General features: G+C 36.9%; 16 protein-coding genes. 4 read left to right on the plus strand and 12 right to left on the minus strand.

The features are described from left to right. Window positions 1-7 precede the first annotated feature (7 nt). The 11 genes from DWW52_RS04595 to DWW52_RS04650 form a co-directional block, all read right to left on the minus strand. Entirely contained in the window at window positions 8-2,836 is a 2,829-nt protein-coding gene (locus DWW52_RS04595) for a type I restriction endonuclease subunit R (protein ID WP_008764685.1), read from the minus strand. A gap of 43 nt (window positions 2,837-2,879) precedes the next feature. Next, a complete protein-coding gene (locus tag DWW52_RS04600) occupies window positions 2,880-3,143 on the minus strand; it encodes a helix-turn-helix domain-containing protein (RefSeq protein WP_032588293.1) in 264 nt (87 codons plus the stop codon). Window positions 3,144-3,295: 152 nt separating this feature from the next. Beyond that, window positions 3,296-5,518: a hypothetical protein gene (locus DWW52_RS04605; RefSeq protein WP_008764682.1), complete on the minus strand. Its 2,223-nt coding sequence runs from the start codon at window positions 5,516-5,518 to the stop codon at window positions 3,296-3,298. 29 nt (window positions 5,519-5,547) lie between these two features. Next, window positions 5,548-6,921, minus strand: coding sequence for an ATP-binding protein (locus DWW52_RS04610; RefSeq protein ID WP_008764681.1), 1,374 nt, complete (start codon window positions 6,919-6,921; stop codon window positions 5,548-5,550). 120 nt (window positions 6,922-7,041) lie between these two features. Continuing rightward, window positions 7,042-7,362 carry a helix-turn-helix domain-containing protein gene (locus tag DWW52_RS04615; protein ID WP_008764680.1) on the minus strand — a complete coding sequence of 107 codons (321 nt, stop codon included), beginning with the start codon at window positions 7,360-7,362 and terminating at the stop codon, window positions 7,042-7,044. A 130-nt stretch (window positions 7,363-7,492) separates the two neighbouring features. Next, window positions 7,493-7,918 (minus strand): hypothetical protein, encoded by a 426-nt coding sequence (locus tag DWW52_RS04620; RefSeq protein ID WP_022042444.1) that lies wholly within the window; start codon window positions 7,916-7,918, stop codon window positions 7,493-7,495. A gap of 182 nt (window positions 7,919-8,100) precedes the next feature. Beyond that, a complete protein-coding gene (locus DWW52_RS04625; protein WP_008764679.1) occupies window positions 8,101-11,694 on the minus strand; it encodes an ATP-dependent RecD-like DNA helicase in 3,594 nt (1,197 codons plus the stop codon). Window positions 11,695-11,749: 55 nt separating this feature from the next. Further along, window positions 11,750-12,850, minus strand: a complete 1,101-nt coding sequence (locus DWW52_RS04630; RefSeq protein ID WP_008764678.1) for a type II toxin-antitoxin system HipA family toxin — start codon at window positions 12,848-12,850, stop codon at window positions 11,750-11,752. After that, window positions 12,843-13,160: a helix-turn-helix domain-containing protein gene (locus tag DWW52_RS04635; protein WP_008764677.1), complete on the minus strand. Its 318-nt coding sequence runs from the start codon at window positions 13,158-13,160 to the stop codon at window positions 12,843-12,845. The genes DWW52_RS04630 and DWW52_RS04635 overlap by 8 nt, the downstream gene beginning before the upstream one ends. A gap of 696 nt (window positions 13,161-13,856) precedes the next feature. Beyond that, entirely contained in the window at window positions 13,857-15,596 is a 1,740-nt protein-coding gene (locus tag DWW52_RS04645) for a DUF262 domain-containing protein (protein ID WP_118714241.1), read from the minus strand. Window positions 15,597-15,662: 66 nt separating this feature from the next. After that, window positions 15,663-15,869 carry a helix-turn-helix domain-containing protein gene (locus DWW52_RS04650; RefSeq protein WP_118714242.1) on the minus strand — a complete coding sequence of 69 codons (207 nt, stop codon included), beginning with the start codon at window positions 15,867-15,869 and terminating at the stop codon, window positions 15,663-15,665. A 485-nt stretch (window positions 15,870-16,354) separates the two neighbouring features. On the opposite strand from DWW52_RS04650, the gene DWW52_RS04655 reads away from it, so the two are divergent. From DWW52_RS04655 to DWW52_RS04670, 4 genes are all read left to right on the plus strand, one after another. Then, window positions 16,355-17,902: an N-6 DNA methylase gene (locus DWW52_RS04655; protein ID WP_118714243.1), complete on the plus strand. Its 1,548-nt coding sequence runs from the start codon at window positions 16,355-16,357 to the stop codon at window positions 17,900-17,902. Beyond that, window positions 17,889-19,025 carry a restriction endonuclease subunit S gene (locus tag DWW52_RS04660; protein ID WP_118714244.1) on the plus strand — a complete coding sequence of 379 codons (1,137 nt, stop codon included), beginning with the start codon at window positions 17,889-17,891 and terminating at the stop codon, window positions 19,023-19,025. The genes DWW52_RS04655 and DWW52_RS04660 overlap by 14 nt, the downstream gene beginning before the upstream one ends. Window positions 19,026-19,037: 12 nt before the next feature. After that, window positions 19,038-22,337: a type I restriction endonuclease subunit R gene (locus DWW52_RS04665; RefSeq protein WP_118714245.1), complete on the plus strand. Its 3,300-nt coding sequence runs from the start codon at window positions 19,038-19,040 to the stop codon at window positions 22,335-22,337. Between the two features lie 553 nt (window positions 22,338-22,890). After that, complete coding sequence (locus tag DWW52_RS04670) at window positions 22,891-23,241, plus strand: carboxypeptidase-like regulatory domain-containing protein (RefSeq protein WP_118714246.1); 351 nt, start codon at window positions 22,891-22,893, stop codon at window positions 23,239-23,241. Window positions 23,242-23,704: 463 nt separating this feature from the next. Here the strand turns inward: DWW52_RS04670 and DWW52_RS04675 are convergent, their stop codons facing one another. Further along, on the minus strand, window positions 23,705-23,956 hold the full coding sequence (locus DWW52_RS04675) for a helix-turn-helix transcriptional regulator (RefSeq protein ID WP_118714247.1): 252 nt from the start codon (window positions 23,954-23,956) through the stop codon (window positions 23,705-23,707). Window positions 23,957-24,087 lie beyond the last annotated feature (131 nt).

Consider the following 24,087-nt stretch of genomic DNA (forward strand, 5'->3'; position numbering starts at 1 on the left):
ATTTCTTTTAATCCCAACTGAAAGTGCGTATGATATTACGCAATCTGTCTAAAATCCTCGTCAACGCCTTTCTCGTCTTTATCAATCCGAGATGCTTCTCTTTCAATGCTTTTTGTATGATTTCCGGCTGCTCTTTTTGCAGGTAGTCATATTCTTTGAGGAAGTGATTCAATACCGATGACGATATTTCCTCTTCCTTAGCCAATGAGTTGACGGCATTTTCTCGCTCAACGGCAATATAGTGGTTCAACCGTTCTTCCAAATCGCTTGTACCGTCAGCTTTACCTCGCTGAATCATGAAGTTTTCCTTATCGTCATCCACATTCTTTTGAATGAAACCATCGATAAGTTTGGCTTTGCTGCGCATTTCTGCGTCTTTAATCATCGTATCAATGATATTCTGACGGCGTTCTGCGTAATCGGCACTATATGGGTCAAGTTCTGCAATGAGTTCAAGGATATATGCCACATTGATAATGTCGCTATGTAGGAGTTCAAGGCAGAAATCCACATCACCGAGGTCTCCGTCATCCGGAACATCTGTATCATCATCCGGTTTGGGTGACGGTGCTGGATCAACGAGTGCAAAAGTATCATGGATATCAAGATACTTACTTCTGAAATCCATAAATTGCTGTTCCGTCATGCCGAGATCATCAGACTCTTCATTATAATCCTCGTATATCTGTATTTCAGCATGTTTACGGATAATATCACGGAACGCCAAAACAAACTCTTTCTTAGCTTTTTCACTCTGCAAAAGGTCTATGCAATTTGTATCCGGATATTTCTTCAAAAAATTGGTAGCAAGCTCCTTGTATTCCTGTTTGACTTCTTCAAACGGAGGTCGCACTATTTCTTCCGGATTGTTACTGTTGCTGAACAATTTGATAGCGGTATCAACATTGCTTTTCAAATCACGGAAACACACAATCTTTCCGAAGCGTTTCTTTTCATTCAGCACACGGTTTGTCCGGCTGAATGCCTGCAACAAGCCGTGGTATTCCATATTCTTGTCTACATAAAGCGTATTGAGTTTCTTGCTGTCAAAACCGGTAAGGAACATTCCGACGACCAGACAAAGATCAAGCGGCTTCATATCAGCTCGCTTCTTTTTCATACGCAGGTTAATGTCATCATAATATGCACGGAAGTTCTCTGTCGTAAACGATGTCCCGAACATTTCATTGTAGTCATCCATGATGGCTTGCAGTTCATCAACCTCACCGGCACTGTCATTCAGATAAGAACCTGTACCCATTCCTGTCAGATCATCATCTTGACTTCCATTGGCTGCATAAGTAAAAACTGCACCTATACGAATCTTGGGATTCAGTTCCTTGAATATCTTGTAATAACGGATAAGCATCGGTACGGACTGTACAGCAAACAATGCATCGAACTCTCCGTCAAATGTTGACTTATTGAAATTATTAAGGATGAATTTGGCGATTTCCGTCATGCGATTGGCACTGCCGTTCTGCACTTCCTCACTGCCATGATAATATTCTACAAGGAAACCGAGAACATTTTCATCGGCAATGGCATCTTTAATCAGATAACGATGTAGACAGTTGCCGAACACCTCTTTGGTCGTATGCCCATCAACTGCATTCTCTGTAAAAATAGGAGTTCCAGTAAATCCGAATATCTGGGCATTATCGAAGAATTGCATAATCTTCTTATGACTCTCCCCGAAGTGACTGCGGTGACACTCATCAAATATCATCACGATACGGGAGTGGCGTATCGAATCTATCTTGCTGCTGTACCATGTCTTACTTACGGCAGCATTGAGTTTCTGAATAGTGGTAATGATAATCTTGGAGTTACTATGCAGCCGTTTTACCAGTTCATCCGTATTGTCCGTACCGTCAACAGCTCCCGGTTCAAAGGCTTCATATTCCGACTGCGTTTGTGTGTCAAGGTCATGACGGTCAACAACGAACATGACCTTATCTACATCATCCAACTCCGAAACAAGCTGTGCTGTCTTGAATGAAGTCAAGGTTTTTCCTGCGCCTGTAGTATGCCAGATATAACCGTTATCGTTGGAGTTCTGTACCCGATCCAATATCTTTTCTACAGCATAGAACTGGTATGGGCGAAGTACCATCAAGCATTTATCCCCTTCATGCAATACGATATATTTTCCGATAATCTTACCGAGCGTACACTTTTCCAAGAAAAATACAGCAAACTTATCCAGTTCATTGAATGGCATATTTGCCGCATCCGTCCAGTTGAACGTGAATTTATATCCACCATTGGGATTATTGGCAAAATAACGAGTGTTTACGCCATTGGAGATAACAAATAGCTGAATATAGTCGAACAGCCCATGAAAGGATGTCTTATGATAGCGTTGTATCTGATTGTATGCCTGCTTGAGTTCTACACCCCGACGCTTCAATTCAATCTGAACCAGAGGGAGGCCATTGATAAGAATCGTCACATCATAGCGACACTTCTTTCGTCCCTCCACCGTAATCTGATTCGACACCTGAAACTCGTTCTGACACCATTGGGTACGATTAAGGAATTCTACCCAAATGCGCTGTCCGTTAGCAGTATCAAGAGGATATAGGTCACGAAGTTTCTTTGCCTTTTCAAAGCGAGTACCACCTTCAAGATATATCACTATCTTCTCAAACTCTTCATCCGTAAATGAGTTACGACCAACTTCCGCCAATTGTTTCTTGTTGTGAATTTCCAACTGCCGTTTGAAATTGGCATAAAGATTGTCTTCTTCAGTAATCTGGACATATTCGTAGCCCATTTGCCGAAGTGTGGCTATAAGTCCAGCTTCCAATGCCGCTTCGCTCTGTATTGACATATTCTTGTGCCCTATTATGGTATTATTACTTATTTATTCCGGCTTACAATATTTTGATACCTAATGCATTTTCTATCTTGCACAAGGTTTCCAATGACAAATTCTCGCGACCTTTCAACACCTTGGAAACATATTGCTGAGTGCAATTCATCTTCTCGGCCAACGCTCGTTGTGTCATGCTAAGTTCTCCCATTCGGTTCGACATGATTGCTGCTATAGCCTGCGAATGGCAAACCCAATCTTTGCTTTTGCATTCCACCGTTTCCTCTTTTACTTCCAATGCGTTGCCTATCTTTTCTTCTGCCATTATATGCATCAAAAATACCTTTGCCCTATTTTGTAGGCAAAAGTACTATAAATAATTGAGACGGCACAACTTTCAGGTTGTTTATTGACAAGTAACTAAATTTAAATCGCCATACTATTTTTGATCATTAAGTTGGAATCATTACCCTAGCACTATTTTTCATGCATATAGTCTTCAAAACTAATTGGTTTATAACAATCAGGAATTTTCACCAACTTCTTTTTGTTGACAACGAATGAAGGATTGTAATGCCAATTATAAAAATTTGAAATAGTAAAGTAATTAAATAGTGCAAGAATGAACGTTATCACAAAAGAAATGGGTTTGAAATTACAAAAATCATTAATCACTTGTACTGTATCATCTGCAGCAACAAAATAGTAATAAGACATTGCCCCTAACGTAATAATCATTATGAACAAACCAACTACAAATAAAGTTGTAGAACGAGTTTTTGATTTTGCAATTTCATAATCAAGAATTTTTTCTTTTTGTTCTGCTCGTTGTTTATTTTCTTGCTCCCATAAATTCTTGATTTTCATCTCAAATATCTCCTTTTCCTTTTTTATACCTTCTTTCTCTGAAACAAGTTGATCTTTGTCTGCTTTTAGAACTTCATTTTCTTGGTATATAATTTTTTCACTATTTTTTAACTCGGCTTCTTTGCTTTCAAGTTCGTGCATACGTTCATTATACTTTTGTTGCATTTTTACTTGATTATCCTTAATTTCTTTTATCTCACCTTGAAGCATTTGAAATAGATTATCAAATTTTTGGGCACGATTTACCTCAATTTGCTCCTGCCGCATAGATTCATCTTTGACCCTTGCCGCAAATGCAGCCTCATCTTTATGTGCAAGTTCATTAAGCTCTTGCACATCTTTTATTTGCCTGCTTGCGATACGAGTTGATAAGTTAACAACATCCCTATCCGTAATTTTATAGATTTCGCGATATTTTTGGATATTATCATCTAATTCTTTAATAATCCTTGCTTTAGGCAAAGATGAATTTAAAGTATATGAAACTAAAGATGTTATCCCCATTGTAGCAACATCATCACTAGTAATATCAATTGTCGGATTACTCAACCAAAGAATATTTAACAAGTCATCTACTTTAATAATTTCTGGCTGATGCTTCTTGCAGCTATATAAATCCTTATACTCTGTATCCGAATAATCATTATCATGACTTATCGCATTATTGACAAACCAACAGTTAACTTTACCAAACTCTTGGATATACTTTTCCCCTCGCTTCTCCCTAACATAAACCAAAGCCATAGCATCATGCAAGGCTGCTTTGTCCGTATTTCTATATTTGCGAATTATAGAAAATTCCTTGCTAAATTTCGCCTTTCCTTGCCATTGTTTTGTTTGTGGTATAACATGGAATTTGAAGTGATTAACAAGTGTATCCTCTAAATTATCCGATATTCTATTTAAATCCGTGCTAGATAAGTGTCTTCTATCGCAAGCATTATAAATATCTTCACGATTTATATTTTTAGCAATAATTGCACTGCTTAAATTTGTAGATTTAAATAACAACAATGCCTGAATCTCCTCTATTGTATCTTTCAGAACTGTAAACTTATAACCTAATTTTCGGCTTACGTCTATAAGAGTATTACAAGTTTCGGTTGATTCTGGAGTATTTAAATCCAAGAGGCTAATAATGAAATTTGTATCTAATAATAGTTCAACATTCATATTGGCATCAGACGGCTGATAGTCCAAATAACATGAAAGCATTGAACCCAAATAAATATCACGAATCTTTTCAAAAATCTCAGGGACTTGTTTAAATGTATCAATAAATTGCGCTATAAGAACATTGTGAGAAGAATCTATCGTAGCTTCACTACTACCATTTGCCAAATAATATGATATCTCACTACGATTTTGTTCTACAAACTTAAATAAATCAACGTCATTATTTGTAGTACCTACATTATACGCTTTACAAAAAGTTTTAAACATATGCACAACTTTCGCCACATCCTCTTTACCTTTTTGTATCAATTCAGAGTAGTCTTCAAATATAAATTTATCAATCCAAAATGAGCCATCATTAAATATCCGCATGTCCTCACGACCATTCGTCTTATTTATTTCTGAAGCAATAACTTTTAAAATATTATTTAAGACGGATATAGGAATGACCAATGAAAACTTTTTCTCAATAGCATCAGTAATTTCTTTCATGCTATTTCCCTTCACCACTCCTAATGGATATAGTTCAGATAGTGCATTTTTTACTATAGGAATAAAAATATCTAATGGACCATGAGCTAATGTCCCTTTATCATAGATATGTGCAAGCACACTATAAGCTATGGCACGATTTTGATAATTCAGTGTTTCAGGCATAAAATTTATACAGTAAAGCTAATTAAACATTAGTAACTTAATCTGACAACATCTTCCGGCAACATAGTATTTCCTGCCTCATCTTTTGGAGCATTCTTAAGAAACAGCATCGGAACTATGGTGTATTTCTTGGCAAACGGCAGCAAATTAGCCTTGCGGAGGAGTTCAGTTGTTAACTGTTTACCATTCTCTTGAGTTGTCCATTTACATTCACCAACCAGCAGATACTTTTTATCAAGCGATTCAGCCATCACATCGAATTCGACCTGTTCCGGCTTCTTATCCTCATTGATAACAGAACCCCACCAGCGTTTTGCCTTGCCGTAAACCACTCCATTGACAAGATTTCCTGTTACGGCATCCCGACATAATTTTTCCCATTGCATACTCACATACTCCGAGAAATGAGCAGTCAAAGCCTGTTCTATGGGTAAACGACGGCCAAGTTCAATAAACGAACGATTAGGTACGACAAACTGATAATAAAATGCCATAAACGGATCAGCTATCTTGTAGAGGCTCTTTTTCGCATTCTTTTCATCAATCCCGAACGGAACATCTTTCGCCAAAAATCCGAGATCAATAAGCTTCTTCAACGGACGCGACAGATTGGTTGCCGGCTCATTGCATCTTGCGGCAATCTCAGAAAGCCGATTTGCGCCAGTACCGATATAAGACATTATCGTCGAAGTCTTGACAATATCCTTTACATCGTCCTGAAACAATTTTATCGGTTCTTCGTAAAGAGTTCCATTTACAGAAAGGATATTGTGCCACAAAGCATCATTAAGTGAATTTTGGTTTTCCCTTAGTTCCCAATAACGCGGCACACCTCCCCAAACAGCATATTCTTCAATGGCATTCATCGCATCAAGGCTCAAAGCCTCTTGAATATATGGCAAACGTATCAGTGCAAGTTTCATGATCTCATCAGCACGACCATAGAGAGGTGCAGTAGAATCAAGAAACAGCCCATACATCATATTTTGTGACGAACCACAAAGCACAAGATTATACTTCAACTGCTTTTCATCAACCAGTTTTTGCAGCACAGACGGCAGCTCAGAAGATTGCTCTACAAGATACGGAAACTCATCCAAGCATAAAGTAAAACGCTTGTCTGTTCGATAATTGACCGCGCGAAACATAGATTCCCAATCCGGATATGTCAGTTTGTCGAAATCCGGGAACACTTGTGCAATCACTTTTGCAAGCAATATTCTCTGATGCTGACCTTCGGAACGGTCGGCAAGGAAGTAAACATCATTTTCTGACAACACCCTTTTAATGAGCGTTGACTTACCCAGCCGTCTGCGACCGTACATCACGACTAACGAGGATTTCTCTCTCGCAAGAGCATCTTTCAGTCGTGCCGCTTCATCTATTCTATCAACGAATTTCATACGCCTTATTTATTATGTAATACAAACATAATGTTTTTGCAGCATAACACAAAATTTAAAACCATGTTTTTTATCCCACCAGAACAAAAGGCAACTTATATTATGGAAGAACATACGCATCTATACCTTTTTCGAAGCTCGCCTCCTTGTCTTCAAACTCAAATCCTGCAAAGCTTTTCCCAGTTTGTCTTCTTTGGCCAACCACAGAATATCATCGTCAAGCTGCAAGGCATACAGCACTCGCAAATAAATTCCGATTGCAACTGTCGGTGCGCCTTTTTCTATTCGGGACACAGTCAACAGAGAACAGGTGGCACGTTCTGCAATCTGAGCCACACTCAGATTCCTTCGTAGGCGAGCCAATTCAATCTGTTCTCCTACAATCGACATCTTCTGCACCAATTTTCGAGGCAGTTTGGTTCCCATTGTATTCTTTGTCATATCTTTATCTATTTAAGGTGCAAAGCGACCGTGCCGATAACTTTACCATAGTCAATCTATCATATAATATGCAAAGATGGCGATTTTGATTTACTTAATGATATATTACACATACAATATCTGACATTTTTCAGTCAACATCGAAAAAAATCCAGTCTTTAGACGCATATTCCTTTTCAAACTCTGCCAAATCTTCCTTTATACGCTCACGAAAATTCTCTTCGCTATCATTGCCACTCATCATCCAATCTACGCGAGTTGCATATATCTCTGCTATACGAATTTGCCGATATGCCTCCTTCATTACATTTATCGTTTCATCTGACAGTTCCAATACATCAGCATCATCTGGATAGCGGCCATAATAACAATGATGAATTGAGTATAATACCGGAATTCGTTCACCGTCAGAAGTGCCAGACATATATCGCATTGTTGATTGGAATATTACTCCATCTACGAAAAAATGCTGCTCTGAATATTTTTGTTCTGCCTTGACGATAGTTTTATCTGTCAGAAGAAAAGATTCCGCATCTTCATAACTGGCAAAACTCATATAGCTATGGTATGAGCCAAAGCTATCTTTCTCGTAAATAGTCCAATAATCTTTATGTATCTTCCCGGCTTTGGTTGTAAAGTTCTCGCAATATCACGCTCGATAGAATTAGCTATCTCTCCGAAGGCAATCATATGCCGATTAAAATATCCTCCACTCATAGTTATTTCTGTTCTTGGTATTTATTCTACAAGATTTTTAATCTTGTCAATTACCTTCATGATTTCAGTAGTGTCAATAGACCCATTTTCATGGTCATGAGTCGTGAAAAGGTTTTCACCTTCTATGAAACCTATAGAATTATAGAATTTCAATTTCTTTTCCCATGAAGTCTTATATTCTGGAACTGTAAGCATACCCAGATGTTCCCAGATAATAATCTCATCAGAAAGGTCTACAAAAGTGAAGTCGGGAAGGCATTGATGTCCATCTCTATTAAACATTTCTTCATATTTAAACTTGATGTCGGCAGAGATAAGTTCGTTTGCGATAATTACCTCTGACTTACTACGAACCATAAGGTTGGGATTTTTTGTCCGATGTATCAGGCCTTCAACATAAGGGATTGAGGACTTATTTTCTCTTGCCACAAGTTGTTCGAACATATTTGAATTTCTTTGCGCAAGAATAGAGGCTTGAGGCTTCGTTTTTTCCCAAAGCCAATAGACATTATCTTGTATGAGTAGAATCAGTTTCTTTTTAGCTCTCGTCAATGCAGTGTAAATTAACTCACGTGTGAGAATGCGACCAAACTTAGGCAATACCAGCACCACAGTGTTGAAATCGCTACCCTGGCTTTTATGAATCGTGATAGAATATGCAAGTTCTATTGGAGTTTCACTATCTTCTCCAGACACGCCTCTTTTACCGAAAGATTCATTGGGAATACCGGCGTAAATCAAATTCGCATATCCTTTATAAATAGATCGCACAAAACCAATTTGACCGTTAGATAACTGATATTTTTGATGGGATGGGTATGCTTCCACTTTCTCATTTTTAAGTTGCATTATCTTATCTTTGGGATAAATCTTCTGTGTTGAGAATTGTATAAATTCCTTGTCGTATGTTCCTATCCATTTCTGAACACATTCATTAAGATGCAATGACCCCCAGATAGGATTCAGGACAGGGGTGAGGACTTGCACAGACTCAATCGTGTTAGGATTTGCCGCAAGCGATTTGATGGAGTCAATACCTAACCGATGCTGAAGAACGGCAGATAGATTATCTTCAGTACACCCCAATTCAATACATAATGCTTCCATCAGACACTTTTCAAGGTCGCTTTCGTCTGTCCAAGTCATTACCTGCAAATCTCCATTAAGGTCTCCGGTAGCCATCTTATTGAATATTTCATCAGCCCCTTTCTTTGGTTTCTTGCTACTAAACCATGATGCAAGTGTTAAAATATCAGATTCGCCGGTAGTAATTGTACGTACTACCGTTTCGAGCGATGTGATTGCTGAATTTAATACAGGAACAGTGTCCTTGTTTTGAAGGCGGTAGCACAAATCAGCAAATGGTCTGCCTGCCCCTATCGGAGGAAGTTGGCAAGGGTCACCAATCAATATAAGACGATTAATCTTAGCGAGATCTAACGCTTTTAAAAGAATATACAAATCTCGCGTTGTCAGCATAGAACATTCGTCAATAATCACATTGGCAGCATTGGCATACTGTCTTCCGTTCGGATTGTCAATAGCTAACATTCTATCCCAATCAAAGAAACCTTGACGAACGAGGAACTGAGCAATGGTTTGGGCTTCAACACCCTTACCCATTTTGCCTAATCGAACTCTCGCTTTTCCTGTAGGGGCAAGTAAAAGCACGCCTTCGTTTTTTATTTGTGAGCAGGAAAGAAATGTCTCTACTACGGTTGTTTTGCCGGTACCGGCACCACCTGTTAAGACAGAGAGTTTTCTATCCGTCATCATCTCCAACGCTTCAATCTGCTGTCTCGTTGCTTCACGACTATTCTCGTTATTTTTGTCATAATGTGATGATGACATGGCACGAGTTTCCCAGTCAACGTTCAACTTATTACGCACAGAGCTTTTGGCTCTGGCCAATAATCGTTTGCTCAACCAACGCTCCATTTCTGCGTATTCTTTTAGCTGTAGTGCCTTAGGATTGTCGTCAGGGAGATAGACCAACTCATCGGAGAAAAAACCTCGGACGGTTAAGAAATAGTCGTTTGGTAATAAAGAATTTGTATCAGAAAGAGTATCACTTACATATTGTTCCAACTCGGCAATGGATAGTAACGTGTCTCCATCGTCAAGAGCAGAGCAAAGACGTTCAACAGTCATGGAACGTAATCTGCGTTCATCTATCAAAGTACGAACAGCAAACGGTGCCGTTGGAATGTTTTCACCTTGAATGTCTACATCAGGAATCACACCAAAGTCGATAGTTTGTGTGTTCACACGATTATCGTAATCCTGAGCACATTTTTCGCTTATGATATAGGGATTAGTCAAAAGTTTTTCATAAGTCTCAGCATTGTTGGCATATTGCCCTATGATATCTGCATCGAGTTCAAATCGGGAAAGTAGCTCAAGCACTCTTTTCCCTTCATCTGAACGATACTCCCAAGATTTCTTATACGCGGGTAGTTCTGAAAAATAAACTGTATTGGGAACAGGTAGCTTCCCTGCCATTAAGTCATTGTAGTATCTCCACGGATTGTCTTTTTTCCCACATCCGGCAGTCAGAATATCCCGTTCTATCAGATATGAATAGTTTACGCCTATCGCTTTGAGGCATTCTGCAAATGAAGGGAATGGCGAAATCGAAGACTTAACCTTGGCTATGCTGTCATTTATCCAGCGTAATTGTAACTGCCAGTCGCCTCCCACTAATCCATGCTTCATAACGGCCTCCAATGCCCGCCTTGCATTTTCAAGGATGATGAGCATTGATTGATTGCTAATGAATTCACAACCGTAAGATAGTTCATTGAAGATACGTTCTGTATTTCCAAGCTTATCAAGAGAGATTTTAATTTCGTCAAGGGCTTCCTCTTTTGTTAATCCTGTCTTCTTTTGAATATAGTCCTCATCAAATTCCAGATATTGGTTGTATGGCAATAGAAAGCCTTTGGAGTCCTGTAATTCCTGCCTTATAGAATGTTGTACAACCATTTCCCATAAAGGATATGTGTAATCGGCCTCTGTATCGTATAATTTTATAGATGCCACAGAGGTTACCTCTCCCATACCGACAATCATACGGCGGCCTTCATCATCTACAGGATTACCGTTTTTACAATAAAAGACACAGATTGACTCATTGGCTTCAATATTCCCACGAAACCACTTCAGAATATCGAGTTGACGCTCTGCACCATATAGCCACGATGAATTGAACGGGGATTTTTCCACGTCATGAAACTCCGGATGTCTATCACTCAACCACGATTGAGAATCAAGAGACATATATCTAAATGGAATAGCTAAAGCAGAATATGCAGGGATTTCAATTGTTGTTGGCTTTAAAACGTCATGTCGCCCTCCTTTGCCCGCATACACGTGCTTAAATTCCCGTTTATATGAGTGCTGATTCATAAAACCACCGTTTTCGCTTGCACAAACGGGACGTTCATGCTGTGGAAGTAAACTCCAATCCTCAGAAGCATGCAAGCAATCAGCAGTATCCCGCGACATGGATATTCTTGGGAGAACCTTACAAAATGTATTACAAGCAGGATTCTTGCATACATGGCCATTCCAATTAGAATCGTGCCAAGGAACACGTATAGAAATATGTTTCATTTGTTATAATATAAATAGATTCCAATAAACAATTATTAAATCAAGCCAAGGTCATTTAGAAACTCTGGTCAAATGTCATTGATAATATACCTTGTATTTCCTCAAAAATTTCCACTGCCTCCTTTTCATTTAACCCAACTTTTACCATCACAGCAAATAAATCTTCTTTTGTAGGTTCAATGCGATCATTGATAGAAGTCGTACGGAAGCCATTTATGCCATCACTTGGCAACAGATCGAATGCCGGAGCGAAATGCCAATTGCCATCACGATAGATGAAAGCAAAATTCTTTGCGTGGTCATCTTTGTTATCAATCAAGTAGTTGAATACCATAAGACGATACACTTTCCACATTTCTGCCACGCTATGCGTCAAAGTTGCGCATACTTGAAATATGTGAGTGTAGTCTATGCTTGGCAAACGATAGTCTGCCCCGATAAGTCCGGCAATGCTTACAACGTGTAATTTACCGTTTGAGGTACGGTCAAAACGCTCCACTCCGAAATATTTATCTTCGAAAAGTCGTGTTTTAGGCATCTCTATTCCACACTCTTTGGCAAGAAGCGAATAACGGTATTCATCCTCACCAATATGTTTGGAATCTCTCTTTGCCCGGAACTTCACCAACCATTCTTTCCCATCATAACGAGTAAAGATTTTGGGGCGGGCTCCACCCGGAGAACCACCTCTATACTGGAACTCCTCAATTCCCTCTCCGTTATAATTGTCGCTATCAAGAATCTGTTCCGCCTCCAATGCCAATTTTTCAAAATCTGCGTATTCTTGCTTTGATACAACACTCTTGTCTGGACGAAATTCCAATGCACCGCGTCCAGTAGAACCGACCAACGCAAGACGGTCAAGTAGTGACAGTGTTCGTGGATTGACCCCGTTCCGCTGCAAGTATCTATCAAGAATTAGCAATCCCCACCCATCAGGCAAACAATCATCAAAAACACCGAATCCACCATCAAACGGACGAGGTTTTGCTATAAATACCCCACTGCGCAATGGTAACTCAAACGGAGATATAGAAAAACCAGAATTGAGCCACTCTGCCGAATATTCAAATGCACATAAACTCTCTTTGGTTAAAGCCAATCTGCCAACCAGTCTATTATCATATATTACCTCTATCCGCTTTATGCTATTCATTTTTCTTCCCTCTTTTACGTATAACACTTTGCTCATTCAATACATCATCTAATGACTGATATTGCTTCTGCGCAAAAAGAGCATCAAAATCAGAAAGCGCATTCAAAGCAAAGCCTACTTGAAGCAATCCTCTTAATGAAATCTCTCCCGTCTGCTCAAATCTGCGATAAGTAGCAAACTTGACTCCTGCTCTTGCTGCCAATCCTTCTTGAGTTAAGTCCAATTCAAGTCTCCGAACCTTGACTCTTGCTGCAATTTGCAAAGCAATATCACTGGGACTTGAAACATTAAAAGCTATTATATTATTCATAGTTTACATATCTGCCAATCAACAAACAAAATATTATTCAATACAAAAATAAGACTTATTCCTGAATATACCACCAAATTCAGAATTTATTTGCACCTCAAAATGAAAATCAACTTTACTTTATCTCCGTATTCATATATACGTACATTAAAGTAAAGCTAACAGAGGGAGAGAAAAAAAATGGCTTCGCCAAAGCCGAACCGAACTATATCTGCCGACTTTCTTTTTTTTGGCTGCAAAAGACACAGAAATCCTGCTCACAAAACAGACATGATTCGAGCCATTGTAAGACACAAGAGCCAACCCCAAAATCCGTAAAACCATCTCTGATTTTGCAACTCGAATCGGCGAAATAATCACCGATATGCCTTATCTTTGCGAACCGGATGTTTCGGAGCAAAAGAGAGCCATTTTTCTCTTTTTCCCTTCGTTTGAAGACAAACTAAGGTTAAAAACGTTAAATCTTCGATTTTCGGCGAAAAACAAGTAAATTTTTGAGCAGTCTATCTTTTAAGCCGTAAACTATTGATAATCAATTGGCATAATATGCTGCATCGGTAAATAATTACCTCCCAACCTACATCTGCAAACCGCTGGTCTTTCTTTATTCTTGCTTTTCTTGAGGAGACATATTCTCAATACTGTATATTATCGGAAGTTATATTAAAAGATAGAATAATAATCAAAGCAATAATTTTATTCTTTCAATAATTGATTCGTTCTAAGGAAACCTACAAACGCATCAATTATTTTAGAATTACGATTAATTATATCAGTTTCAATAAAATCACTATACGAATTACTTATCTCCGACAATTCGACAATTTGAGAACCATTTTTTTCCTGACCATTAGCAGTAATAAATCCTTTATAATACTTCACTTTATCCACAAAACGATAATCGGAAGCTCTGATATTCAATTTTTTCTCAAGGAGAACTTTATTTCCAAGTACTTCTACATTCTGAGGATTTGACAACCCTTTTTCTTTATCCTGTCTATTTCGTGCATATATATGTTCTATATCGAACCGGGTTTCTAATGATAATAAAGATTGATTATCATGTTGAAAAGCCCACCAAGTAATCATTGATTTTGTAATCGCACGACTATTATTGAATGCATAATTTGCTATTTGAGCACGATAACGTTCTTCTGAAAATTTGAAGTCAGAGAATGTTACTTCTTCACCTTTGATTATTCTAACCATTTCTGCATACACAGGAGTACGCAAAGAGTTAACACCCGGATTAGTTATAGCATACGCCCATATGAATGCTGTTATACAATCCAAAAAACGACAAAAAGCATTCTCTTCTATTTCATCATTTTCATTACGATGGTACATAAAATACACAGAAGTAATATACGTCCACATTCCATTGGGAGCATAACTAAGTACAAACAATCGTTTTAGAACTTTATCTGAGAAGCGTTCCGCTTCTTGATTATTAACATCTTGCCAAAATTTGGCAAGACTTACAAGATTATTCAATGTCTTAGGCTGATGCAAAAGAGGATAGCTACCATCTCCTTCATAAAACTTACGCAAAGCCTCTGTTGTTGATGATTTTATCTCTGCGAGTGCACGTTCATAATACATATATCTTGTAAATAATTCATCTAACGGTGTACCGTAAATTGGATGGAACACTTCACTAGTAATCTTATCTAGACTTTTCCACGTTTCTATAAATTCATCTTTTTTACCCAACGATGAATAATACTTATAAAGTTGCGCCTTAAAAATATCAGCATCTGAAAGAGGTTTTCCTCTATCATTCAAAGTTGAGAAAATTCTCAACGCTGTATTTTGAGACTCTGCCTCAATTGGTAAAAGAACACAATTGTTTAGCACACGTGCTGGAAAATATGCAAAATACGATGGATAATTACTTAGAAAAACATCAATCTTTTCAACAAAAAAATTGAAATTCTTTGCGTAACGACTTTTCTTACCTATACCTTGTCCATCTTTCAATATCGAAATAAACTCTTCTTTATCTTCATCCGTAGCAACCTGTGAATTGATTTTTAAAGCGGATGTTTCAAACTCTCCAAATTCATTAGCTCTCCAAATACATTTTTCAATATCTTCCTTCATCCGTTTTGAGCGAGGGTCTTTCATACTACCAAGCTTATTGTAAAAAGCTCTTAACAAAAGCATAATGGTCGTTAAACGTTGTTGCCCATCAATCACCTCCATTTGGTTCTTATTCTTGAATGTTACTATAGGGCCAAGAAAATATTCTTCATCATCAATAAATTGGTCGCAGTCATCGTTTGGGAAAGAGAATGAAAACAAATCATCCCACAAAGTTTTACACTCCACCTCACCCCACGCATATGGACGTTGGTAGTCAGGTATGAGAAAATTGTATTTTGATTCTTGAAAAAGGCTTTTTACCTTTTTCTGTTCTATATTTAAGTTTGCCATCTTATTGCTTATTCTTATAATCTAATCAATTAAACTCTATATGATCCATCGCACAGACATGTTATATTATAACCTATCTTTTTTATCGGTTATCAAATCCTTCAAATCGACTTGTAATATCTCTGCAATCTGTTGCAAGGTTTTCAAATTAGGCTGAATCCGGTTACAAGCATATGCATTGACCATGCTAAAACTCTTGTCGAGTTTCTTCGCCAACCATGTTTGAGAAATACCTTTTTCCAAAAGAACTACCTTTATTCTATTTAACTTCATTATTTGAAACGATTTTATAATGCAAATATAGTGAATTATATTCAATATCCGGGATTATTTTATACTTTTGGACCATATGAAGGACTAACTTCTGACATAATAAATCAAGGTAACTTAACTCTATCTCTGTTTATAAAGGGAATGCGGCGAAGCCGAGAGGGAATTGGAAGATGATACACAAACATACGTTTGGTTTAGAATCATACAAAGTGGGAGCCATCCTAATTATGCACAACCACCAATATGTTTAGATAAACAAACTACTATTTAAAGTTAAGAAGAAGACTTTTCCTCTCCTTTTTCTTTATATAGCATAAAATTTTATATGTTTGTGAACAATTTGACGCAATAAAAAATAAAGCGATAAATAAACCCCATGAATCGAATAAAAAAAGTAGACTCAAAAGAACTTATAGACAGTAAAGAATAATCCTTATGGCAAAGACAAAAAAAAAAAAGAGGAAAAACACCTCAATCTCGAATCTATATTATTTAATTGTCGCGACTACCTACGTAGTAATGCCACACTCAATGATAAACGTGATTTACTCCTTACGCTGGTTTTCTTGCGTTTTATTGGAGAGAAATTTGAAAATGCGCAAGATAGTATGCGCAAAGAGTGTATAAAAAACGGTATCGAAGACGAAGCTACGATAGAAGCATTCTTAAATAGTCCAAATCGTTATCAAAATATTGCATTTGTTCCAAAGGCCGCACGTTGGAGCAAACTTATTAATGTCCCGGCAAGCAAACTCAACGTAACATTAGATGATGCACTTCAAGCAATTGATGATAGTGGTGATGCTCTCAGAGGTTGCATACGTTTAGGCTTATTCTCATCTATTAATCTTGAAGCTAATGTGATAAAAAAAGTTGTGGATGAGATTAATAAGATCTCTCACAAAGTCTTCGGCGAAGAGAAAGACTTGATAGGTCGCGTGTATGAATACTTCTTGAAATCTTTTGCAGTAAATGCTACCAAAGAAGATGGCGAATTTTATACACCGCACGATATAGTAGAGTTGATTGCAGCCTTTATTGAGCCATTCGATGGCACACTTTACGACCCTTGTTGTGGTTCTGGAGGTATGTTTGTGCAATGTGCAAAATATGTAGAGGCCAAGAAAGGTGATATCAAAACTGTCAATGTATACGGCCAAGAAAGTGACCCCGCTACCTATCGTTTGGCTAAAATGAATCTAGCTGTACGTGGTATATCACACCATTTGGGAGAGAAGAATGCCTCTACGTTCACAAACGATATGCACAAGGGATTGGTGTTTGACTATATTATGGCCAATCCCCCCTTTAACTTAAAAAAATGGTACGACAGTACATTAAGTAACGACCCTCGCTGGACTGATTACACCTTACCACCTGAAAGTAATGCTAATTACGCATGGATTCTTCACATACTATCGAAGCTCAAAGCCGGTAAGGGTGTAGCTGGTTTTTTACTTGCTAATGGTGCATTGGGAGATACAGATGCACAAAATATTCGTAAAAGACTTATAGAAAATGATAAAATAGAAGCCATTATAGTTCTTCCTCGTGAACTTTTCTATACAACAGATATATCTGTAACCTTATGGATTCTTAATCAAAATAAAAAGGGTGGTATATGGCACGGGCGTAAATTACGTAATCGTGAAAATGAGATTCTCTTTATGGACTTACGTCAATGGATTGAGAATCCTGTAAAAGGAGAACAGAAAAAGAAAGTTGAACTAAAAGTCGAGCAGATTAAACATGCTTCTGAAATATACTTCAAATGGCAGGCAGAGGACACCGATGGCACAAACTACGCTATACCAGAATTGTACCGCTCAGTGGGAATTAAGACTCTTGAAGAGAATGATTTTTCTCTTATACCAAGTCGCTACATTGAATTCGTTGACCGTGATTCTGATATCGACTATAATAAAGTTTTAACAGCAACTGCATCTATAGTATCAGACCTACTTAAACGTCAGAAAAAAAATGATACAACATTACGCAATGCATTAAAACAATTAGGATATGAGTGCAAATAAAACTTTATGGGTACAACTTGGTCATTATATTGAAGAAAATATAACTCGTGTTGGAGCCAATCTTTCAATAGCAATAAGTGGAGTTAATATTGCAAAAGGCTTTATACCCACGGTTGCGAATATGACAGGGGTAGATAAAAGTAAGTATAAAATTGTACCTCAAAATCATTTTGCTTGTAACCTTATGCATGTTGGGCGAGATGTAATAATTCCAATCGCTTATAATAATACATCCAAAACAATAGCTGTATCTCCTGCATACTATATATTCAGAATAAAAGAAAGCAAAATAAAAGAATTGTTACCCGAATACTTAGAAATGCTATTAACACGAGAAGAGTTTGGACGCATCTCATGGTTCCATACAGATTGTTCAATAAGGGGTAATTTGCTAGAAAAATCTTTCCACGAATTATTGATTCCTCTCCCCCATATTGATGTACAGAGAGAGTTAATCGATACTTACAATGGGCTTAAAGCACTTGCCGAGCAGAACGAAGCACTTATTGAACCATTAGGCAAGGCTTGTGAAGCATTTATCGTTGATTGCAGAAATAAGTGTCAAGAAGTCAAACTTGGTGATGACTATATTGAACTTTGTGATGAAAGAAATAGCGAGGGTAAGTATACACTGGAAGATGTACGAGGTATAGGAATCTTAAAGAAACTTATACCAACCAAAGCTGATATGAAAGATGTGTCGTTAACTCCATACAAATTATTAAAACCGAGAGAATTTAGTTATGTAACTGTAACATCACGGAACGGTGGAAAAATATCATTAGCGATTAATGATACAGAACAAACATATATAGTTTCATCTTCTTACATAAATTTCCGATGTAAAGACTATAATAAATTGATGCCAGAATATCTGTTTCTTTTATTGAGTCGTAATGAGTTTGACCGCTATACCCGATTCAACTCTTGGGGAAGCGCACGAGAAACTTTTGATTGGAGTGAATTATGCAGGGTAAAAATCCCAATACCATCCATTGCTATACAACACTCTATTGTGAATTTATATAAATGCTCGGAAGAAGCCAAGAAAATAGCTTCTGAGGCGAGAGAAAAACTTAAAACCCTTTGTTCTGCATTGATACAAAAAGCAGCGAACTCATAAATACCTCAAAATATGCCAGGTAAATATTACGAAAGCGATTACGAAGAAGCCCTTATTGACTTGTTAAGGGAGCAAGGTTGGGAGTACACTCACGGAGAACAGATCCCTCGTCATAACCGTGAAGTATTACTCACAAGCGATATGACAACATATCTTCAGCATCGTTACAATGAATTAACAGGTGAAGATATAGAAGAAGTAGTGAATAAATTGCGTTACGTAAGCGGCCAAACGCATTTTGAGTTACTGCGTAACACATACTATTTGATAAGAGATGGTTATCGCTATACCCGCCATTCGGATGGAAAAATATTTGATATTGAATATGTCAATTTTGAACAAAAAAACGATTACAATATTTATCATTGTGTAAATCAGTTCGAAGTCGGTTATGGGCTGAAAAACGATATTCGCATTCCTGATGTAATGTTGTTTATCAATGGTATCCCTCTTTGCATATTTGAACTGAAAAATCCAACTGATTCATCAGCCACAATAGCCGATGCCTACGAGCAAATTCATACTCGTTATAAAAGAGATATCCCTCATTTGTTACGTTACTGTCCTCTTTCGTGTATAAGTGATGCAACCATTAATAATACGAAATTGGGTACGACATATACACCATATGAACATTATTATGCGTGGAAAAAAGTACACAACGAAGATTTTGTGGCTCAAAAGGGAATAGACCAAGTAAAAACAATTGTAGCGGGAGTATACGAGCCTAATCGCTTCTTAGAGATACTACGTGATTATATTTATTTCCCAGACAAAGATTTCGCCCAAGAAGAAGAGATAGTATGTCGCTATCCTCAATTTTTTGCAACTCGTATGCTTAGAGATAATGTATTAACTGCATTTGCCGCAGGTGATAACAAAGGCGGAACATATTTTGGAGCAACCGGGTGTGGTAAGACATACACAATGATGTTTCTTGCACGCCAACTTTCGTTACGTTGTAAGGAATTGGATTCGCCAACCATCGTAATGATTGTCGACCGTGACGATCTTCAAACACAAGCAGGAAAACTCTTTCTACGTTCTGAGGAGTTTTTATCACTCGGTGCAGCTAAAGTTATCGCCAATAGAGCAATATTAAAAACTGAGTTGTCATTAAGAGAGTCTGGCGGTTTCTTTATCTGCACCATACAAAAGTTTTGTGAAGAAATTGGCGAGTTGAATACTCGTAAAAATATTATCTGCTTTTCAGACGAAGCACACCGTACGCAAATTCGACTGAATAAACAACTCAAGATTAGAGACCGCAAAAACGTGGATGAGGTTTTCGATGATGAACAATTAGGTGCATTCATAACCAAGCCTTATGCAGAACATCTACACTGTGCATTCCCCAATGCTACATTTGTGGGATTTACTGGCACACCTATTGATGAAACAATCCAAGTTTTTGGACAAATTGTGGATAAATATACAATGCAACAATCAGTGGATGATGAAATCACTGTTGCATTGAAATACATCCCCCGTATAGCCAAAGTTACGCTCGATAGTGAAAAGGTAAAGACAATTGATAAGTATTATAAAAAATGCTTTGATGAAGGAGCGACAGAAGAAGATATTGTTGCTAGCAAGAAAGCAATGAGCGCAATGGAAGTAATTCTCGCTGATGATGAGCGATTGGAACGATTGGCAGATGACATTATCAAACATTATACGACAGCTTGCAACAACAAAGCTGATGTTATACAGAAAGCAATGATTGTATGCAGTAAACGCTATATTGGATATAAATTACTCAACAAATTCAAGAAACTTAAACCTGAATGGTTCAAAGAGAAAAAGTCTCCCGATGGCACTTTCCTTACCCCAGAAGAATTGAAAAAATTACCGTTGATGCCGACGATAGCGATGGTTGCTACGCGTGGAAAAAATGATCCCAAAGATATGTATGACTATCTTGGAAAAAAGTCCCGTATCAAAAAGTTAGATGATGCCTTTAAGATGGACAAATCCAACTTCCGTATTGTTATCGTTGTAGATATGTGGATTACGGGATTTGATGTTCCTTGTCTGACATTTTTATACAATGACAAACCTTTGCAAAAACAATCTCTGATTCAAACTATTAGCCGGGTAAATCGAAAATATCCGGGTAAAGAATTCGGCTTTATCATTGACTACATTGGAATCCGAGATAATATGATGAAGGCCATGCACAAGTATGGCGGAGAGTCATTTGGTCCAAGTGACGATGATGTACAACAAGCATTGGAAGCACTAATTATAGAATTAGATATATTGAATAAACTATTTGTCGGCTTTGATATATCTCCATTTACAAATCCTAATGCTAAACCATTAGAACGCCTGGAATGTCTTTCTTCTGCCGCAGACTATATAATCACACTTACAAAACAGCTAAATGTAAGCCCTGAACAAGGAATGACCAAGCCAAAACTTGTGAGCGTAAAAACATTCTTCCTGACACATGTAAAACGACTATGTGCTGCATATAACATTTGTCAGCCGGCGAATACTCTCGATAATGAGAAATTATCATTATCTCAATGTTTTATGGCTGTCGCTTCATATATACGTAAGACATCAGGTAACAAACACGATGCGGAAAGTATGAACAGAGCTGTTGAGAAAATGGTATCAGAAGCCCTTAAGTGTAATTCTGTGATTAATATTCTTGATACTGATGTAGAAGAAAATATATTTAGTCCTGAATTTGTTTCTCAACTTGATAATATTAAATTACCTGCAACCAAACTTGAAGTACTTGTAAAACTATTACGTAGATCAATTAAAGAATATAAAAATACAAATAAAATTGCAGCAGAGAAATACGAAGAGCTACTAAAAAAGACTCTTGAAGAGTATCATAATCGTCGTGCAAATTTATCTCCAGAGGAAGCTACATCTGCACAAAATGAAGCTATTGATGAAATTATTCGGAATGCAACTCAGCAAGCTCTTGATATACTGGCTGGTTTAGGTGAAGACAAAGAAAGTTTCCGTAAGTTAGGATTAACCTTTGAAGAAAAGGCTTTTTATGACATCCTTATACACCTCCGAGATAAGCACAACTTTGAATACGGCAAAGATAAAAATATTGACGGAATAATCATTAACGACAAATGTAAAGCTCTTGCAAAGAAAATAAAGGAACTAATTGATATTCAATCCTCTTTTACGGATTGGCTCAACAACTCCAATGTCCGCGCAGAATTGAATCAAAAGATTTTCTTCTGCCTATATAATAATGGCTACCCTCCTCAGTATAACGATGAAGTATTTGATCAAGTTATGGAACAGGTAGAAAATTTTAAGAAGAATAATTAAACTCTAATGGTTGAAAACAATCGTAATTGTAAACAAAATCCTCTCCTTCCTAAAAGAAGGAGAGATGTTATTATCGTGCAATCATTGAGCCCTTCAAGGTCACAAACAAAACCCAATCCCACACCGGGTTCACCAACAAATAATCATTGATAATCAACAATATAAAAATTTTACATCAAAAAATAGTACATTTCTAATCCATCACGAAAACTATTTATAATCTATATAAACTACAAAACTAAATAACAATATGAAAGCATTTTTTATACGTCTTTAATAATCATCGTATAAATACTAGTTGCTCGTAATACATACTGTAATAATCACATGGTTTATTTATATAATTTGCCAATAAACACGTAAGTAATAAGCATGAAAACTGAAATATTAACATCTCCTACAAGTAATGAATTTAAAAATCATATATATTGCAATATAGAATTATTTACGTCAAAAAATTTGTTTTGCTAATTAATTATCATAAATTTGGAGTATTCGCTTTAAAGAGGGGGAAAACACTGGGTGTTTGTGATAAAAACTAAAATTTCTAATTATGAAAGTAAAATCTTTAGTTGTATTAGCGGCGGTAGTTGTGATCGCGGTGATCACGTGTAGCTTCACGATGAAAAGTGATGTGAAATGGATAACTGTTTCCGGGTATGTTGACAACACAAGTGGGGATGTTATAAGTCAGGTTGATGTAACCTGCACTTTGAATAGTGATCATACCCTACTAAACAGAACTCAAACCAACGCAGAAGGTTATTACTCAATTCAAGTAAAACAATCTGAGTCATGTACGTTAACTTTTAGTCACGTTAGTTATGTTCCACAAGATGAAATTGTAACTTCTGACACTGATATTGATGACATGAATGTTACCCTACGTTCCCAAGAGGAATAAACCTGTTTTTTAAACTTTTACTTCCCTCTGAAAATTTCAGGGGGAATTTTTATTTTCTTAGAATCAAACTTATTATTTTCAAATAAAAGAAAAGGGTATTTTTATTCTTTTGAGAAGTGAATTACCCCCATTATAGCTATAAAGTGGTAAAATATTTGATTTTTGTAAAAATATATTATATATTTGCAGAAGTTGAAAAACTAAGTGCGGAAGAGTCCGCATTGAAATATTTGAATGTTTGTTCTAATCTTTAGTTCTAAAATCGCCAATTTTTATCATACGGATTAGACAAATTGTTCATGCTGATTAAGCGTGGGCTGTTGTCTATATGTATGATGGGTGTTTGGCGATACCTTGAACTAAATATAGTAATATAGTCCTCGCTTTTCTTGTTGTTTAATTTTTGCTTCGAGGATTAAGCAAAATAAAAACATTTTAGATTATGAAATAGAATATATAAAATTCAATTTAAAGGCCAATCCTGATCATTAATAGGATTTTTGGGTAATAAATCCCATATTTTACACCCTAATGCTCTTGCAATAGAATCAATATGATCTAAATTGAAAGCATCATCCTCATTTGGGTTTTCTCTATTTGCAATGAATGTATTAGAAAGATTTAAAACATCAGCTAAATATTGTTGGGTCCAATCTTTCTTTAAACGAAATTCACGAACCTTTAAACCTACATATATTTCTATCTTTGATTTCATAGCTAGTTATTATAGGCAAATAAAGGTTTTTTTTGACAGATATATCTACATGTATGCATGTAATTAAATAATGCTGTTTTTGCATTAAAAATACTTTTAACCAAACCAACACAATGAAAGAAGATCATGAA

It is taken from the genome of Odoribacter sp. AF15-53 (assembly GCF_003479425.1).
Classification (GTDB): Bacteria; Bacteroidota; Bacteroidia; order Bacteroidales; family Marinifilaceae; genus Butyricimonas.

What these genes read in the sequence shown, in the direction of transcription:
- DWW52_RS04645 (WP_118714241.1), bottom strand. Translation starts at nt 15,596, where the DNA reads ATGGCAAACTTAAATATAGAACAGAAAAAGGTAAAAAGCCTTTTTCAA.
- DWW52_RS04660 (WP_118714244.1), top strand. Translation starts at nt 17,889, where the DNA reads ATGAGTGCAAATAAAACTTTATGGGTACAACTTGGTCATTATATTGAA.
- DWW52_RS04615 (WP_008764680.1), bottom strand. Translation starts at nt 7,362, where the DNA reads ATGACAAAGAATACAATGGGAACCAAACTGCCTCGAAAATTGGTGCAG.
- DWW52_RS04620 (WP_022042444.1), bottom strand. Translation starts at nt 7,918, where the DNA reads ATGAGTTTTGCCAGTTATGAAGATGCGGAATCTTTTCTTCTGACAGAT.
- DWW52_RS04625 (WP_008764679.1), bottom strand. Translation starts at nt 11,694, where the DNA reads ATGAAACATATTTCTATACGTGTTCCTTGGCACGATTCTAATTGGAAT.
- DWW52_RS04670 (WP_118714246.1), top strand. Translation starts at nt 22,891, where the DNA reads ATGAAAGTAAAATCTTTAGTTGTATTAGCGGCGGTAGTTGTGATCGCG.
- DWW52_RS04605 (WP_008764682.1), bottom strand. Translation starts at nt 5,518, where the DNA reads ATGCCTGAAACACTGAATTATCAAAATCGTGCCATAGCTTATAGTGTG.
- DWW52_RS04635 (WP_008764677.1), bottom strand. Translation starts at nt 13,160, where the DNA reads ATGAATAATATAATAGCTTTTAATGTTTCAAGTCCCAGTGATATTGCT.
- DWW52_RS04675 (WP_118714247.1), bottom strand. Translation starts at nt 23,956, where the DNA reads ATGAAATCAAAGATAGAAATATATGTAGGTTTAAAGGTTCGTGAATTT.
- DWW52_RS04630 (WP_008764678.1), bottom strand. Translation starts at nt 12,850, where the DNA reads ATGAATAGCATAAAGCGGATAGAGGTAATATATGATAATAGACTGGTT.
- DWW52_RS04665 (WP_118714245.1), top strand. Translation starts at nt 19,038, where the DNA reads ATGCCAGGTAAATATTACGAAAGCGATTACGAAGAAGCCCTTATTGAC.
- DWW52_RS04600 (WP_032588293.1), bottom strand. Translation starts at nt 3,143, where the DNA reads ATGGCAGAAGAAAAGATAGGCAACGCATTGGAAGTAAAAGAGGAAACG.
- DWW52_RS04595 (WP_008764685.1), bottom strand. Translation starts at nt 2,836, where the DNA reads ATGTCAATACAGAGCGAAGCGGCATTGGAAGCTGGACTTATAGCCACA.
- DWW52_RS04610 (WP_008764681.1), bottom strand. Translation starts at nt 6,921, where the DNA reads ATGAAATTCGTTGATAGAATAGATGAAGCGGCACGACTGAAAGATGCT.
- DWW52_RS04650 (WP_118714242.1), bottom strand. Translation starts at nt 15,869, where the DNA reads ATGAAGTTAAATAGAATAAAGGTAGTTCTTTTGGAAAAAGGTATTTCT.